The following is a 17,335-nucleotide window of genomic DNA, read 5'->3' on the forward strand; positions in this document are numbered from 1 at the left end:
TATCCTTAACAGGGGGGCTGATTGTTAGATTGATTAAATTGCTGGAACCACATAATAAAATCATCTGCGTTAAGCGGTTTTGAATACACATAACCTTGAATTATATCGCAATTAAGTTCGCGCAAAATATTGATGCCTTCTACAGATTCTACCCCTTCAGCCACGACGGATAAATTAAGCCCTTTAATTAATCGAATGCTGCTATCCACAATCATTAAATCAGTTGCATCGGTATGAATATCTTTAATAAAACTGCGATCAATCTTCACTTCATTAACGGGCAGTAACTTTAAGTAAGCTAATGAAGAGTGCCCGGTACCAAAGTCGTCGATGGCAATGGCTAAGCCGATATTTCTAAACTGCTGTAAAACAGCAATCACCGTTTGTGCATCTTTCATCACAGCACCTTCGGTCACCTCTATCGACAGAGCGTTAATCGGTAAATTATTGCTAATCAGTAACTGTTCAATGTCTAACGGCAGCTGAGGATTAGTGAGATCATGGGCAGATAAATTAATCGCCACCGTCAGCGAAATACCTTGTTGCTGCCATTTGGCTAGCTGCTTAATGGTAGTATTTAATACCCAGTCGCTGATCATCGAGATATTACCTGAGTTTTCCGCTAAACGAATGAACTCATCCGGCGGGATAAACCCCAGTTCAGGATGCTGCCAGCGGATCAGGGTTTCTGCACCATGGCAATGATTGCTCTGAATATTCACTTTAGGTTGAAACACCAAATGCAACTGCCCTTGTGCTAAGGCAATCGGTAAATCACGGATAATCATTAATTCACGTAAATAGCGTTCATCTTCACCTTGTTGATAAGTGGCTATGCCTAGGGATTCCACTCGGGCTTGATTTAATGCAATTTCAGCATGGCGAATTAAAGTATCAATATCATTACAGTCATAGTCACTGGATAAATCAACAATCCCTACCCGCACATTGACACTTATTTTTGAGCCCTGAATAGAAAATGGATGGGTTAATTGTCGTAGATAGTTATCAAGCTTTTCAAGCGGAATACTCGGTTGGAATAGCAACAAAAACGAGTCGCCATCCAAGCGCGATATTAGTTGGGCCGTTGGGGATAAGCTTTCTAAACGGCTGGCAAACAACACCAATAAATCGTCGGCATTGGCAAATCCAATGATGTTATTTAAATGGCGAAAGTTTTTAATGTCTATCATCACTAAACTGCCATGCATTTTACTCAGCAGCAGGCTGAGTTGTTGTTTAGCGGCCAAGCGATTATATAAACCCGTGAGGTTATCGTGTTGTGATTGATAAACTAAATCGTTTTCGCGCGATTCAATATTTTCACGCATTATCGATAAGGTGTTGGCTAATACTTGTAACTCAGCGGGTGCACCTTTAATCGGCGGAGGGTTTTCACCTTGGCCGACTTTGCGAGCAAAATTAACTAATGCATAAATGGGTTTCGTTAAGCCGCCAGAAAACCAAGCGGCAATCATAAACGCCAGTAAACACGTTATCGCGAATATAATTAACATGTTATTGCGCAGGGCATCGTAATTTTGCTGCCACTTAACATTTGATTGATGCAGTACCGCCCACTGATGGCCACTATTTTTATTTAACGCAATGGTGGTCGATAAGTAGTTTGATGGTATGTCATCACTGACCTTATCCACTGTTTTTGCTAATAGGTTAATACGCGCTAAAACATCTTGTTGTTGAGCTTGGGCTAGGGTCGAGACAATTTCTATTCTGCCCGCGGACTGGTTGATAAAACTGATATCAATTCCGGTAATGGTTTTGGCTTGGTCTGCGACATTCTTGTCCATAGTGAAGCCCATGCCGACCCACGCTATTAATGTTGGCGCTTTGACGGGTTGCAACACAAATTGGTAACTACTGTGGTCATAATTGAAAATTTCGAACGTGGTTGAGCGATTCTTGGTTAATGCAAATAACTCATCTACATTAGCTGCAGTGAGCCCTTGCAAGCTTGATGACAGTAGTTTTCCCTGTGGAGATAATAAAATAGCAGCGCCAGCATTAATGCGCCTGCCATGGTTGGCTAACACTGACGATATTGTATCTTGCTCGCCAGTGGCAACGGCGCGTTTAAAACCAAAGTCCGCACTGAGTAACGACAAACTTTGATTTAGCTGATCGCTTCGGTTCGATAACATTTCGACAAAAATATTGGAACCAATATTAAGGTTTTGAGTTTGCTGTTGGCGAAAATCTCGCTGAGTTGCGCTTAATACAAACAAGGCAGTGGTTAACTGCATTAAGGTCAGTATTAATAGGAAAGCTATTATCAGCCGGTTGCGAAAACTAGTAGGCATGCTATCCCGTGACATCGCTTGCTTGAGGGTAACTACCAAAGCCGCTAGGTGGCGACGATGGTTTATCTTGGTGTTCAACATCAATGCTAAACGTTAACTGATTATCGTCATTGCTTACAATGACCAAAGATGAAGGTGTTGCCGTTATTTGCCAAGGATGCCAAATGTTGACCTGGTATTCGCCTGCAGGTAAATCTGTTAATTGGAGTTTACCTTGTGTATCACTCACCGAAAAATAAGGACTGCTGGCCACATAAATAAAGGCCTGCATGTAATCATGAATATTGCAGCCTATGGCAACTAAACCAGGTTTATCAAATGTAATCGGGTCTTCAGTTGTGCCTACATACAATTTTAACTCAAATTGTTTGGCTTCAGAAAATGAATAAACATGGTGCCGAGTGCGATCTAAATTAGGAAAATCAACCTTGGCACCTTGCGGCACTGCCAATACAAAAGGTGAGAACACTCGATTTTGTTGGCGCATTTGGTAAGGAGCTAAGGTCGATGGCGTTGTATTAGATGGTGACATAGAAATTAACTCTACCACGCTATCGCTTAGCATCACGCCTTGCGCATCGGTAACATTAATCGTCAAAGTAGCCGCAGTCACTGCCGCTGAAAAAAAATACGTTAAACACAACAAACATGTCGTAAATGGATTTATTGGCATGTATTGGCCTCATTATTAAGAGTGTAGCAAGAGTGCCGCGTAATGGTTAATGGTCTACGTAATATGGCATCATAACCTACAAGAATCAAAATACAGCATCATCACAGCTTAATGCGACTATTTGTTTCGGTATACATCAGCAAACGAGGTGTTCATGAAAATGTATGTATCCATCAGTTTAGTACTGATATCGTTAATCCTGCTTATTCCCGGCGTGACAGAACCGATGTTAACGATAACAGGCACCATTGAAAAGTCGCAGTTAGTGGATACGGGTAAGGATATGTTAATCCAAGATTTAACGGAAGACTCTCGTGCTAATACCCGTGGAATATTGGATATTGCCGCCAGTATGTTAGGGCTAGATACGCTAGAAGGCGAAGTGGAGGTTTTTCGTAATAGCCGCAGTATCATTGATACCATTTCAGCACTATACCAATCACATCATTTCGTCGTTGCCATGTTGGTCGGGTTATTCAGTATTGTGATCCCTGCCGTTAAGTTAATCACCATGCTCATATTACTACTGCCAGTGCCGCCCTTAATTAAGCAAAGATTGAGCAAAATGATCAGTGGTATCGGCAAATGGTCTATGGCCGATGTTTTTGTGGTCGCAATTATTGTGACTTACATGGCAGGTAATGCGTCAGCTGGCATGGGCGATATGCTTAAGACTCAATCTCAGTTTGAAATCGGTTTCTATTATTTTTTAGGCTACTGTATTTTTTCAATCGCCAGCCAGATGATGGTCGACATGACACAAATGCAAAAGTCGCAGAATACCACTCGCTAATATAGACAACAGAGGCTACTAGGTTTGTGAGCTGACAACATTGAAATTCGACGTTAACGTAAAAAAGGCTTAAATCAGCTTATTATTTTGATGATTCATGTGAATCACGATAACAAGTCATTATGGTTAATCGAAGTCGCGATATTTCGCGACTTATGTTTTACAATGGTTATAATGAGTCTATGTACTAGTAACCTTAAGATTGGCTATGACTGACTCTACAACCCCTGAATATATTGGCTCCGATCATTTTTTGCCTAAAAATACTCTGTTGCTTAATGCCATGACAGAGGGCGTGTATGGTTTTGATTTAGCCGGTAATGCGGTGTTCATTAACCCCGCAGCAGAGCAAATGACAGGCTGGAAAAGTGCCGAATTAATTGGCCGAAATATTCACGACTGCCATCATCATAGTCATGCAGATGGTAGTCATTATCCTCAACATGACTGCCCCATTTATCGCACCTTACAAGATGCTATTCCTCGGCAAGTGAACGAAGATGTATTTTGGCGCAAAGATGGCAGCAGCTTTCCGGTGTATTACAGCTCAACCCCAGTATATGATCAGCAACAACTCGTCGGTGTTATCGCGATATTTCGTGATGTAAGCATGCAAAAACATACCGAGCAATCATTGAGACAAGCATTAGCGCAAGTGCAGGCTTTGTCTGAACGGTTAGCATCAGAAAATCAATACTTACTCACTGAGCTACAAGGTCAGCAAGGCGCGTCAGGAATATCGGGTAACAGCCAACCTATCAATCAACTCATGCAACAGATCCACTTGGTCGCTAATACCGACAGTACCGTACTCATTTGCGGTGAAAACGGCACCGGCAAAGAGTTAGTTGCGCGTAACTTACACAGGCTAAGTCATCGTAAAGACCAGCCGATGGTGAGTGTTAACTGCGCCGCATTTTCGACCGCATTGCTGGAAAGTGAACTGTTTGGTCATGAAAAAGGCGCATTTACTGGTGCTACAGCGCGTCGCAAAGGCAGATTTGAATTGGCCAATAATGGCACCTTATTTTTAGATGAAATTGCCGAGTTGAGCTTATCGGCACAATCTAAATTGTTACGGGTGATTCAAGAGCAAAGCTTCGAGCGCGTTGGCAGTAGTGAAACCATTAAGGTCAATATTCGCTTAGTGGCTGCCACCCATCACGATTTAACCGCGCGAGTAGAGCAAGGCTTGTTTCGCATGGACTTATATTACCGCTTGAACGTATTTCCAATTACCGTGCCGCCGTTACGAGAGCGCTGCGAAGATATTCCGCAATTAGTCAGTGATTTAGTCGCATCACTGAGTAAAAAACTCGGTAAAAAAATCACTAAGGTGAGTGCTAAAGGGCTGAAGAACTTACAGCAATATGCTTGGCCTGGTAACGTGCGTGAGTTGCAAAACCTAATCGAGCGAGAAATGATTTTATCGCAAAGTGGCCATTTACTGTTTAATACTTTACCTGTAGCGGTTGCCACACCGTTAGCTACCAGCACGTTAACCATGGCACAAGCCGAAGCTGCGCATATTATTGCGGTATTAAATGCTAGCCACTGGCGTATTTCTGGCCCGTTTGGTGCTGCTGCAATGCTAGATATGCCGGCGAGTACCTTACGATCTCGAATGAAAAAGTTAGCCATTACACGTTAATTTTGATGATTGGTTTTATTAGGTCGCGATATATCGTGTAAAAAGTGATATATCGTGACATTATTCTATAAGTATTTTATTTTAATCTTTTTAAATCAAATAATTACAATTATATCTAAGTTGGCTTAGTCTTTGCTATAACAGGGCAATATTGTGTTATAGGAATACATTTATGCCCAAATCATCATCTCAAACTCCGGCAGCGACTGTGCCAGTTGATAAAGCTGCCGTTTCACAACGGATTCCAGTGGTGCAAATTGCTACGCCGTCGACAAAAATTCATGTCCGTGAACAGAAGGGCGTATTTCAACGGCTGCGTCAGCACAGTAATACGTTACTGATTGCGATTTTTTTCCTGATCCCATTTATCAATTATCAAGGCCGACAAGCCATTCTGTTTGATGTAACCGAACAGCAATTCTTTTTCTTCAATATCACTTTGTGGCCACAAGACTTTACCGTTTTAGCGTGGTTTTTTATGGCCGCGGCTTTTGCATTGTTTTTTGTCACGGTTTACTGGGGCCGAGTTTGGTGTGGTTTTTTGTGTCCGCAAACCGCGTGGACTTTTATATATATGTGGGTAGAAGCCAAGGTAGAGGGCAATCATCATCATCGAGCGGCATTAGACAAAGCACCATGGTCACTGAGTAAAGTGCGTAAACGAGTGACGAAGCATGCGGTGTGGATGGTGTTTGCCTTGCTAACTGGCTGCGGGTTTATTGGTTATTTTATGCCTGCACGCGAGTTGTATGTTGATATTTTTAGCATGAGTAGTGGTTTTTGGACTGGCACCTGGGTGTGGTTTTTTGCCATATGCACTTATTTAAATGCCGGCTGGATGCGTGAAATGATGTGTTTGCATTGCTGTCCTTACTCGCGTTTTCAAGCGGTGATGTTTGACGCCAACACTAAAACCGTGAGCTATGATGCTGAGCGAGGAGAATCTCGTGGGCCACGTAAGCGCTCACAAAAAACGGAGTTAGGTGACTGTGTAGACTGTAATTTGTGTGTTGACGTTTGCCCCACTGGGATTGATATTCGTAACGGCTTGCAATACGAATGTATTAACTGCGGTGCCTGTGTTGATGCATGTAATCAAACCATGGAAAAATTTGGCTATGCACCCAATTTAATCAGCTTTACCAGCGAAAATGCCTTAAAAGGACAACCAAAAGCTAGCCTGTTGTCGCTAAAATCGCTTGGTTACGCCAGTGCATTACTGATCATGATTGTGCTGATTATTAGCGATTTAAGTCACTTAAGTCATATACAGCTCAATGTAATCCGCGACCGCCAAACCTTGTATCGTCAAGTGGGTATCGATAAAGTTGAAAACAGTTATCAACTTAAAATTCGCAATAAAACTCAACAAATGGCTTTTTATCAAATCAGTATCAGCAATGACGATCCCCAAAAGCAAATATTGCAAATAGTCACCGACAGCTTGATTGCGATAAAACCTGCAGAACAACTGGATTATCCGTTGACCCTCAGTGGCCGCCTGAGTAACCGCACGAGTGATAGCACCCAACAAACAGTGCAATTTAAAGTGACCCAAATTCAAAGTTTGGAAAATCCAACGCCAACGGAACCTGCTAATGAGATCTCGCAAACATCACGCTTCTTTTGGCCATAATCTCAGTATCTCAGTATCTGAGTATCTGAGTATCTCAGTATGGCGGCATAAACGCGTGTCGGCATTATTGGATGCTACGCAGCAAAATGGTTAAGTAACAAAAAGGCTTGTCGCATTATTAATGGGACAAGCCTTTTTTGCTAAACGTTCGCAGTGTAATCGCGATAAGCCATTAACGCTGATGTAACGCGTAGTCGCTACCATCTTTAGCAGTAAACACTTTACAGTTGCCTTCAGTTGGCTGACAGCCTGTGTGGATTAAGCTAATCCACTGCTTGTATGGTGTCGGCAAATTCTTGATTGGAATCGCAACCTGAATGTCTTCAATATTAGCCTGGTCTGTGGTACCCATTTGTCCTTGGCGGTCGAAACAAATCTCAACATGGGTATCATTATTCTTTAATACAACAGATGTTGGTTCACTTTTGTGACCTGTCAGTGCCACAAATTGACATGGATTTTGTAAACCACACTGAGAGCCGTCTTTTAAAAATGCCAATAAGTGAGTGTAGTAAACTACATAGCTGCTGACATCTTGGTGCGAGCCTTCAGTTAATGGAAATTGTGCATCCAAAAAGTCTTTGGCGTTTGTGGTGCGATCCTGTTGATTCGTCGTTGCCACAAATTGCTCACCAATGAAGCGGTTAAGGTTTTGGGTGGCTGTTGCGCTTGCTTGAGTAGACATATTCATCGCCTTATTCCTCTTCGTATTGTTGTAGGTCACAAAACCTTTTTCAGTATTGTTTATCATTAAGCCTTGTTCGCAGCTTGATTTTTAGTCTATGCTATTTTTACAAACAATTTCACAATAAAAATTTTACAGTGTGAATTATACAAAATGAGAAATGATAAAAGCTTAATGCGAAAGACCCATTTTTTGGGCACAAAGATAAGAAACTTGCGTAAACGCAATAACTTAACCATGGAAGACTTATCTGCTCGTTGTATGCGTGTTGACTCAGGTAACTCGCCGTCAGTGTCATACTTGTCAATGATCGAGCGCGGAAAACGTGTTCCAAGCGCTGATATGTTGGCGGTAATTGCAGTGGTTTTTCAAAAAGAAGTGGAATGGTTTCTTGATGATGTGCCAGAAGATGAAGCGATTACGCCTGAAAAAGGCAATAAAGGCGGCATTAGTGGTATGCCGCTAGAGCCGAGTTTTTTGTTCTCCAATGACATTTTGCAAATTGCCATCCCTGAAATGTTGTCGCAAACCGGCACCAGTGGCCGCCAATTTGCTCATTTACTGATCCGCGCCCACCAAGAGCATCATCAAAACCATTTTCCTGATTTAGAGCGTGCGGCCGAAGAAGTCGGCTTAAAACGTATGCCGCTTGCCACCGAAGATATTATCGATATTGCCAAAGGTATGGGCTTAAAAATTAAATGGATCGACCGTGCGCCTAAAGAAGTTATCAACGAAATGGGCTTGAGTTCTAAGCAGTTGGTTACCTCATTTTTTGAGCCACCGGGAACCATTTATATCAGTAATATTCTGAAAAATAGACCCAGCAGATTGAGATATGACTTGGCCGTGCACATAGGTCATTGCGTGTTGCACAATAAAGACGGCTTAAAAAGTGTGATGATGTCTGGTCGCCGTGATGACTTTGATGATGCGCTGGTTCCTCAGTCAAACACCTTGAATGCACAAGATATTTTGCATGCGTGGCGTGATTTTGAATCAAGCTTTTTTGCGGGTGCTTTGTTGTGTCCTAAAGTGCCGTATCGGCAGTTACTTGACCGACATGGCTATGAGATTAGCGTGCATAAACAACTGCAGGTGTCAGCGTCTGTTGCTATGCGCCGCATGACGGTAGTGTCGCCTTATCCGCACTGGCATTACTTTGATGCCTACGCACCGGGTAAGCTAAAAGCGGTTTATCGTGGTAATGGTATTCCTTTGCCTTGGGGTAACATGCGCCTGGTAGAAGACCCGTGTCAGCACTGGGCCGTGTTTAGAATGATTAACGAGCCAGTCGCAGGCACGTCTGCGCAAATATCGATTTTAAATGTCGGTAATGAACCGCGCATTTATTGCTGTGAATCGATTAAGGTTGATGACTCGGCAGGTAATCCGCATGTGTTATGTGCGGGTATTGATTTAAATCCGGCGATTGAAGCGCAAGGCAAAGATGCGCAGTCGATTGCACATGAATTAAAACAAGCTTGCTCAACGGGCGGCGGCTCAATCATTATCCCCAAACATATCCAAAAGGATCTCATCAGTGTGGCGAAAATCCTTAATATTAACTGGATTGAGCGTGGGATTAAAAAAGATGCACAGCTAATTTGCTCGCGTGGAGCAGTGTGCCCACGTCAGCCAAGCTGTTATGCCGCAGGGCGTAATTTATGCGAGGGAGATCAAGGCTAATTTGACCTTTGTTGATGCCGCATCAGCATAAGTTGATGCGGTATAACAGGCGTGATTAAACGGCACCTCAATCCTGTTAAAGAGGAAACCGCACCGTAATACAAAGCCCGCAGTTATTGACAGGATCGGTTGGCGCTAAGCTAATTTTTGCGTCCATTTGCTGCACAATACTCGCCACAATCGCTAATCCTAAACCTGAGCCATATTCGTTACTGCCCAAGACTCGATAAAAGGGTTCAAACACTTTTTGAGCTTCATCTGTGGCGATACCTGGACCAGTGTCTTTGATGGTCATCTCAATGTATTGATCTGTTTTAGTAATGCTTAAATCAATTTTACCGCCATTTGGGGTATAGCGAATCGCATTGTCGATAAGGTTGTGAATTAAGGTTTTTAAACGAACGGGATTGGCATTGAGTTCGGCGTCGTTATCTTGGCTAAAGCCCAAATCAATCTCTTTCGCTTCTGCCAGTGGGTACAGATCTTCAATCACCTCAACGAACACCATTTTTAATGATATTGTTTGAGGTTGTTGGACGCTGTTATCTTGTTGACGCGCCATCGACAATAGTTGTTCTAGTAGATGAATACTGCGACCTATTCCGGCTTGTAGTGCATTAAGCTTCTGGCGCGCATCGTCCGTTAACTCTGTCTGCTGAAGACGTTGTGCCTGTAACGACAGCGCAGTTATGGGCGATCTTAATTCATGAGCGGCATCGGCAATAAAGCGCTTTTGGCTAGCAATAACCTGGCTATTTTTGCTGAGTAAACGATTAATTGCCTCAACAAAGGGCACAATTTCACTCGGCAATTGAGTGGTGGGAATTAGCTGTAGGTCATGCTCAGTTTGACGGTCAACTTCGTGGGCTAAAATACTAATCGGGCCAAGAATTTTACCTAGAATATACCCCAGTAATAACAGTAAAATCGGAATTAATACTAACAATGGCATCAGAGTATGCAGCGCGGTTTCAAACGCAATATCGTCACGAATAGCAGTATCTTGGGCGATGGCGATACGTTGAGTGGATGACAAGGTGCGAACCAACACCCGCCAAGATTGGGTGGCTAAATCAACCGTATGAAATCCATCGGTTAAATTGCTCGGCAAGGCTAGGGTATTTTGGGCTAAGGCATTACTTGCTGAGTTGCTACCCAATAACTGCACAGAAACCTGAAACTCCAACTGATCTTGGCTTAACGGAGTGAGTGTTCCGTTGTTTAGCGTAAGCGAGTAATGGTCAAACAGCACGGCCATTTGTTGCAATACATCATCTTGGAGCTCATGGGCTTCTTCAAAGGCACTGCTAAAGGTAAAGCTGGCGGCTATGATCGCAACAGACAAAATGGCCGCTGAAATCCAATAAGATAAGCGTGTTTTTAACGAGTTACTGAGGCGTTTTTCGACACCATCCATCCTACACCTCTGACATTTTTTATGGTTTCTGTACCTAATTTTTTACGTAAACAATGAATTAAAAACTCTACCGCATTACTTTCTACCTCTTCACCCCAGCCATAAATTCGTTCTTCTAAATCACTTTTTGAATGAATCGAGCCGGGTCGAATAAGCAATGTTTGCAGTAAGGCGAACTCGCGGTTAGACAGTAAAATATTATCTTGAGTGAGGGTTTTTGCTTCATGTGTGGCTGGGTTTAGCCAAACAATATTATTGGTTAATTCTGATGTATGTTGGTTGGCATTGCGCCTTGTTACTGCACGAATGCGTGCCAGTAGTTCGGTTATATCGAAGGGCTTAACGACATAATCATCGGCACCTAAATCGAGCCCTTTGACTCGGTCTTCTAGGTTGTCTCTGGCGGTAATAATGATCACCGCCAGTGCGGGATGCTGAGCTCGAATATATTGCATTACTTGTAAACCATCCAGTTTAGGTAAGCCAAGGTCGAGCAACACCACATCGTATTGCTGGCAACGTAAACTGTGCAGTGCCGCTTCACCATCGCATATCCAATCAACCGCATAGGCGACATCTTTTAAGGCGCTTTGCATGGCATCGCCAATCATTTTATCGTCTTCTACTAATAAAATACGCATAGCACCTCAATCGGACACAATGACACAAAGTGAAAAGTCTTTATTAATGATGTGTTGTCGCGGCTTGCTGCTTAAATAACATTAAACACAACACCATACCAAAGAGTAATGCGGCCGACGCACTAAAGCGACTAAATTCTAATCCACCATGACTAATGGGTTTATCTAAAAAGTCACCCACTACTGCACCTAAAGGTCTGGTTAAAATAAAGCTTAGCCAAAACAACAGAGTGCGAGATATAGATCTCCAAAAATAGGCAGCTAATAACACTAATAACAGGCTACCAAAGATTAACGCACTGACATCATAACCAAGGCCAGCACTGTCTACTGTCCAGTCGCCTAGCGCTGTACCTAAGGTTTGTGACAGTAAAATCGTCACCCAGTAAAAACATTCGGTTTTGGTATTGTTTATCGACTGATTAGACAGGCTACCTGCACTGACGTACCAAATTGAAAATGACATACACAACAAGCTCACCAGTAACAATGTGCCGCCGGTATAACCTATGCCTAATGAGCGGTCGGCAAAATCAGCCATCGTTGTGCCAGCCGTTGTTGTAGCGATAATGGTGGCCCAATAAATACTCGAAGAATACTGTTTACTGCGAATTTGTATTGCTACCGCTATCGCGAATAAACCGATAAAAATAACTGAGCTAACTAAGTAGCCGAGGTTAAGCGACATCGATAAAGCATCTCCTGCCGTTTCGCCTAAGGTGGTGGCCAGTATTTTTACCAACCAAAATATTAAGGTGACTTGTGGCACTTTAGTCAGCGCCTGCTTTTGTAGTGTGTCCATATCGATGCTCACTTATGTTGATAGATTATTGGCTTTTTTGCTGTTTGGCGCGAACGGATAGGTATGCCACAAGTGCAATAATAATCACTAAAAACACAATGCTGGTGCTGGTGGTGCCAAACCCTAGGCCGCCTTTACGAATGGGTTGTGACAGTAAGTCGCCGATAGATGCACCGAGTGGACGAGTTAATATATAAGCCAGCCAAAAGCACAATACGGCATTCGCCTTGAAGCGATAAAAGGCTAGGCTTATCAGCGTAATTAACCCACCAAATACGATTGCCGACATGCCATAACCTACATTCATATCTTCCGACACCCAATCGCCCACAGCAGTACCAAGTGCGAAGGTAAATAGAATGGCCAACCAATAAAATAGCTCACGTTTAAGCGTGACAATGGAGTGGATGGATAAGGTGCGTTCTTTACTGAACCAGTATGCAAATGTTGCCGCTAATAATGCGCTAAACACCGCTGTCGATACCGGTAGAGGCACATCGAGTTTGTCTGTGAGAATGTCGGTGACTAAGGTGCCAAAAATACTGATAAGCACCACAACACTCCAATATGCACCTGGGCGATATTGGCTTTGTTTAAGTTGCACCCATAAGGCGAAAAGTAAAAATACTCCCATGATGATGCTGGTATTAATCATGCCTACGTGAAGATGGAAGCTAAGATAATCTGCAGCGGTTTCACCAACGGTGGTCGACATCATTTTGATGACCCAAAAAATCAACGTGATTTCGGGCACTTTGTTGAGCCAACCGTGTTGCGATGTATTGCTGCTACTTGGGGCATGACGGGTTACTGGTGTTATGACTATTGGTTTCATGTGGACTCCTGATCCAGTAGTGAAACATGCTGTAGTCATATAATGCCGAGCAATACTTAGCCCAAACATAGGGCTAAGTATAGAGCGACTTTTTTCGGTTATTTTTTAGCGATAGCGTTTGGCTTGGTTATTAGACTAAGACATATAGATAAACCATTTCGTTAAGCACTTACGGAGGTACTTTCATCAAATACTTTTGTGAACCATTACGGCGCATTGATAATTTTTATGCAGTTCTAGGCGCCATATATTGCGCTATAGATTACACCTAATTTTCAACAAAAGTGCTCAGTAAGTAGCTTAAAAAAGAACGGTTCGAGAGTATCTTGCATAGCGTGAGTGTGCGGTGTGTTAGTTACAGGGCACTCATCACCAAAATGACTGACGAGTTGCCCTATTTGCGCGGAATTCCATTCAGGATGAAACTGCAAACCAATAGCCTGTTGGTGGTGATACATTTGCACATTACACTGTGCTGAACGAGCTAGCGACACAATACTGTCAGGTAAGTTAATGGCTTGATAATGCCACTGCGGCACAGCCATTATCGTACCATCAGCAAAGGTTACCTCATGCCAACCCAGTTCAGGATTAGGCATATCAATGACTTGGCCACCAAGTTCAATTGCCAATAACTGCGCGCCCAAACAAATGGCCAATAAAGGGACTTGTTGAGTTAATGCCTGTTTAATTAATCTTGACTCGGTTTGCATCCAAACAGGGTTATCCACCACATTCATCGGCCCACCTAAAATAATTAATCCTCGGTAAGCATCGAGATTTTCGGGCAAAGATTCTGGTGCATAAAAACACTCAAGTTCGATACTGTGTTGTTTAGCCCACAGTGCCATTCTACCGACGCCTTCGGCAGGGTGATGCTGAAATACTGCAATAGTTTTGTGGATCATTTCAGTTCATCCAACTCTATATACACTCTTGAAACCGTAGTCATTGGACGAGTGATGTTTGGCTTTGTGTTTGGGGCCACTAGAGAAGTGTTTCTAGGTGTTGTGTCGGGCAATGCAGCACGAAGTTGGGCTTCATTGTTAAATAACTTTGCCGAATCAATAGGAATAACAATTTCTGCGGGTAAGCTATTGCCGACATTATCGAGGCGTACAATATGATCGGCATCGGGTCGAGTCGTCAGGCGTTTAACAAGAAACTGCACTTTATCGTTAGGGTTGTTATTAACCTTAAGGTAAGTATTGTTGCTGGTTTTTTGTTGCTCGAACTGAGTATCTAATTCATTGAATACTAACACCCTAGTCACGGTTAGCCCTTGGTTCTTCCATTGGATTTCACCGCCGCGTTCAAAATGGCCTTTAACAATATCCACGTTTAAATGTTCAATATGGCTAGGGTGATCAGGAGATAACATCGATAGGTCAAATTGTTGCGGCACTATGGTCCAAATTGGATATCCACTAGCAGCCGATAACGTTAAGCCATTTATGACAGCGGTGTTGATCTGAGGATCATCAAAGGTTAGCTGCAACACGACTTGGGCATTATGTGGGAGGTGAAACATCGGTAAATGCGAGGCAAATAAACCATATTCACTGCCAAACAATAGCATGCCGTGAAGTCCAACTCGAACTTGTGGCGTTACAGGGCTATTCGATGAGGTATCAACTTGTGTCGCGTTGGTAGTCAGTGGCAGTAGCATCAAAATGGCCAATAAACCCCGACTGAAATACTTGTAAAAGCGGCGTATGGATAATGGCGAAAACAGTGTGGTGATATAGCGATTTAATAGCATATTAGCGGCTCTTCTGTGTAGATGGCAGATGGGGCCGTCCCCGATGTGAATACCTGTCGATGAAAAGTGGTGAATGTCAGGCTGAGGTCGTCCTCAATGGGTTAATCATATCGATTAAATATATAATTAACCAGTTGTTATGCAGGGTAACTCACAATATGGATTCAGTTCCAAAAGCAAACCTATGCAGTAATTTTATTGAAAGTCCTACCTACAATTGATTAGTCGACATTCGCTGTTATTTGCACCAAACATTAACAATAGTTCCCGTTTTGGAATTGATTCCATCGATATGATGAAGCGTCAATAATATAAAAAGGGGTGATAACCTATGAGCAATATAGATCTATTAGGGCGCCGTAAGTTTATTGCAGGTCTAGGTATTGCTGCTGGTGCAGCGATGGTAGCACCAGCAATGGCAGTGTCTGAAAAGGCAGATGGTGTTAAATGGGACAAAGAAGTTGAAATCGTCATTATTGGTTCTGGTTTTGCGGGGTTAGCTGCCGCAATCGAAGCCACCAAACATGGTGCAAAAGACGTTCATATATTTGAAAAAATGTCCTATTTTGGTGGTAACTCGGCGATTAACGGTGGGCTTTTTGCCGCACCAGGCACGCCGATGCAAAAGAAAGAAGGTGTTGAAGACTCGGTAGACAGAATGGTTAATGACCAATTATTGTCTGGCCGTGGCATTGCCGATGAAGGGTTATTGCGTCATGTCGCATCTCATGCGGTTGAAGCGTTACAAATGACCTTAGATGCGGGTTCTGAATACCATCCTTACTTACAACAACTAGGTGGTCACTCGGTTGCACGTACTTACCAAACCTCAGTAAGTTGTGGTGCTGGTATCACCCAACCATTGTACAAAGAGTGTAAACGTATTGGTGTAAACACCCACAATCGTTCAAAATTTGAAGGATTCCTCGTTGGTAATAAAGGCGAAGTTGTTGGTGTTAAAATGCGTCAAAATTATCACTTTGGCGAAGACCAGCCTGGTAAAGTCCTCAATATTCGCGCCAAACGTGGTGTGATTATGGCTACCGGTGGCTTTGCACAAAATGTTGATTTACGTATGGCTCAAGATCCTACTTTAACTGCAGACGTTGGTTGTACCAACGCACCAGGTGCAACAGGCGAGGGCATGTTTGAAATGTTCCGTTTAGGAGCTATTCCTGTGCATTTGGCTCACATTCAATCAGGCCCTTGGGCTTCACCTGATGAAGGTGGCTTTGGTTATGTGTCTAACTATTCAATTTTCAACTTACCTCATTCAATTGCTGTTAGCCGCACAACCGGTAAGCGTTTCATGAATGAAATTGCCGATCGTAAAACACGTGCAGATGCTGAATTAGAAAATCGTGATGAACAAGGCAATCCTGTACCACCGCTGTTGATCACCAGTTTTAAAGATTCTAAAGCGCATCCAAACACAAACAAAGTGATTAAATACAATGTCGGTTGGAAGTTCGATTCAGTTGAAGAGTTAGCAACACACTTTGGTGTGCCTTTAGCTGGCTTAAAAGCACAAATTGCTGAATACAACGGTTATGTTAAAACTGGCGAAGATAAGCAGTTTGGTAAAAACATGCTCAAGGCGGCTGGAAAATATATCGAAGCACCCTTTACCGTTGTGCGTTTATGGCCAAAAGTACATTACTGTCAAGGTGGTGTAAAAGTTAATAAAAATGCCGAAGTGGCAGATAGTTTTACTGGTAAGTCTATTGCAGGTCTTTATGCCGCAGGTGAAGTGTGTGGTGGTATTCATGGCGTTAGCCGTTTAGGCAGTTGTTCTATCCCAGAATGTATGGTGATGGGCATGACTGCTGCTAGAAGTCTTATGAACGTTTAACTAGACCAGTGAACAAGAGGAATCATTAATGAAAAACTTTAATATTATACTTGGGCTGGTACTACTTGGATTAACCAGTTTATCAGTACAGTCAGCAGAGATCCGTGACTACCATAAAGAGGTTATCGGTAAAGACTGTAAAACCTGTCATGATAATGGCATCAAGCAGTTTCCATCTGACCAATCCTGTTTGCAGTGTCATGATGTCGATGACTTAGCAAAGAAAACAGCCCGAAGTGAAGAAGACAAGTGGCAAAACCCACACAATAACCTTCACTATGGTAAAGATGTACCTTGCCAAGAGTGTCATGGCGAACATACACCTAAAAAACCATTATGCAGTAACTGTCATACGTTTAAGTTTGATAAGCATAAAGGGTAAACCACAGCTCATTCTATCTATTCATTTCCGTGTAAATGCCAATCATTGATTGGCATTTTTCTATTTTCATCCCCGTTAACATCTCTGCTCCATCACAGATTTTTCAGTTAACTGACCAATAAACCTGCAGACAAAACACCTCTTTTGGCTTGCAATGCAGTTAATTGATCCACGTCTACATTCGTAAAATCCCAAC

15 protein-coding genes are annotated in these 17,335 nt (G+C 42.8%); 6 read left to right on the forward strand and 9 right to left on the reverse strand.

Translation table 11 applies throughout. The annotated features are described in order from the left end of the window. Window positions 1-5 precede the first annotated feature (5 nt). Window positions 6-2,321: a putative bifunctional diguanylate cyclase/phosphodiesterase gene (locus AAEY99_RS03375; protein WP_351009149.1), complete on the reverse strand. Its 2,316-nt coding sequence runs from the start codon at window positions 2,319-2,321 to the stop codon at window positions 6-8. 1 nt (window position 2,322) lies between these two features. After that, entirely contained in the window at window positions 2,323-2,994 is a 672-nt protein-coding gene (locus AAEY99_RS03380) for a methylamine utilization protein (protein WP_162024143.1), read from the reverse strand. A gap of 154 nt (window positions 2,995-3,148) precedes the next feature. Here AAEY99_RS03380 and AAEY99_RS03385 point away from each other — a divergent pair, with 154 nt between their 5' ends. The 3 genes from AAEY99_RS03385 to ccoG all read left to right on the forward strand — a co-directional run bounded on the left by AAEY99_RS03385 (window position 3,149) and on the right by ccoG (window position 7,074). Further along, entirely contained in the window at window positions 3,149-3,787 is a 639-nt protein-coding gene (locus tag AAEY99_RS03385; RefSeq protein WP_351009152.1) for a paraquat-inducible protein A, read from the forward strand. A 208-nt stretch (window positions 3,788-3,995) separates the two neighbouring features. Further along, entirely contained in the window at window positions 3,996-5,438 is a 1,443-nt protein-coding gene (locus AAEY99_RS03390; RefSeq protein ID WP_351009155.1) for a sigma-54 interaction domain-containing protein, read from the forward strand. Window positions 5,439-5,610: 172 nt separating this feature from the next. Then, on the forward strand, window positions 5,611-7,074 hold the full coding sequence (ccoG, locus tag AAEY99_RS03395; protein ID WP_351009157.1) for a cytochrome c oxidase accessory protein CcoG: 1,464 nt from the start codon (window positions 5,611-5,613) through the stop codon (window positions 7,072-7,074). A 172-nt stretch (window positions 7,075-7,246) separates the two neighbouring features. Here ccoG and AAEY99_RS03400 read toward each other — a convergent pair whose 3' ends face one another. Next, complete coding sequence (locus tag AAEY99_RS03400) at window positions 7,247-7,759, reverse strand: aldolase/citrate lyase/malate synthase family protein (RefSeq protein ID WP_049763561.1); 513 nt, start codon at window positions 7,757-7,759, stop codon at window positions 7,247-7,249. 153 nt (window positions 7,760-7,912) lie between these two features. On the opposite strand from AAEY99_RS03400, the gene AAEY99_RS03405 reads away from it, so the two are divergent. Then, window positions 7,913-9,448 carry a DUF3612 domain-containing protein gene (locus tag AAEY99_RS03405; protein ID WP_101088576.1) on the forward strand — a complete coding sequence of 512 codons (1,536 nt, stop codon included), beginning with the start codon at window positions 7,913-7,915 and terminating at the stop codon, window positions 9,446-9,448. Window positions 9,449-9,524: 76 nt separating this feature from the next. Here the strand turns inward: AAEY99_RS03405 and AAEY99_RS03410 are convergent, their stop codons facing one another. The 6 genes from AAEY99_RS03410 to AAEY99_RS03435 all read right to left on the reverse strand — a co-directional run bounded on the left by AAEY99_RS03410 (window position 9,525) and on the right by AAEY99_RS03435 (window position 14,905). Then, complete coding sequence (locus AAEY99_RS03410) at window positions 9,525-10,865, reverse strand: sensor histidine kinase (protein ID WP_351009160.1); 1,341 nt, start codon at window positions 10,863-10,865, stop codon at window positions 9,525-9,527. Further along, entirely contained in the window at window positions 10,829-11,506 is a 678-nt protein-coding gene (locus AAEY99_RS03415; protein ID WP_351009163.1) for a response regulator transcription factor, read from the reverse strand. Before AAEY99_RS03415 ends, AAEY99_RS03410 begins: the two co-directional genes overlap by 37 nt. A gap of 43 nt (window positions 11,507-11,549) precedes the next feature. Then, entirely contained in the window at window positions 11,550-12,308 is a 759-nt protein-coding gene (locus AAEY99_RS03420) for a COG4705 family protein (RefSeq protein WP_351009165.1), read from the reverse strand. A 25-nt stretch (window positions 12,309-12,333) separates the two neighbouring features. Continuing rightward, a complete protein-coding gene (locus tag AAEY99_RS03425; RefSeq protein ID WP_351009168.1) occupies window positions 12,334-13,143 on the reverse strand; it encodes a COG4705 family protein in 810 nt (269 codons plus the stop codon). A 275-nt stretch (window positions 13,144-13,418) separates the two neighbouring features. Beyond that, window positions 13,419-14,051 carry a type 1 glutamine amidotransferase gene (locus AAEY99_RS03430; RefSeq protein ID WP_182744920.1) on the reverse strand — a complete coding sequence of 211 codons (633 nt, stop codon included), beginning with the start codon at window positions 14,049-14,051 and terminating at the stop codon, window positions 13,419-13,421. After that, complete coding sequence (locus tag AAEY99_RS03435; RefSeq protein ID WP_351009171.1) at window positions 14,048-14,905, reverse strand: hypothetical protein; 858 nt, start codon at window positions 14,903-14,905, stop codon at window positions 14,048-14,050. The genes AAEY99_RS03430 and AAEY99_RS03435 overlap by 4 nt, the downstream gene beginning before the upstream one ends. Window positions 14,906-15,236: 331 nt before the next feature. On the opposite strand from AAEY99_RS03435, the gene ardA reads away from it, so the two are divergent. Together ardA and ardB are read left to right on the forward strand one after the other, a co-directional pair. Then, a complete protein-coding gene (ardA, locus tag AAEY99_RS03440; protein ID WP_351009174.1) occupies window positions 15,237-16,757 on the forward strand; it encodes an acrylate reductase flavoprotein subunit ArdA in 1,521 nt (506 codons plus the stop codon). A gap of 28 nt (window positions 16,758-16,785) precedes the next feature. Beyond that, window positions 16,786-17,139 (forward strand): acrylate reductase cytochrome subunit ArdB, encoded by a 354-nt coding sequence (ardB, locus tag AAEY99_RS03445; RefSeq protein ID WP_124016726.1) that lies wholly within the window; start codon window positions 16,786-16,788, stop codon window positions 17,137-17,139. Window positions 17,140-17,335: the final 196 nt, after the last annotated feature.

Source organism: Shewanella sp. S1-58-MNA-CIBAN-0166, assembly GCF_040310085.1.
Lineage (GTDB): Bacteria > Pseudomonadota > Gammaproteobacteria > Enterobacterales > Shewanellaceae > Shewanella.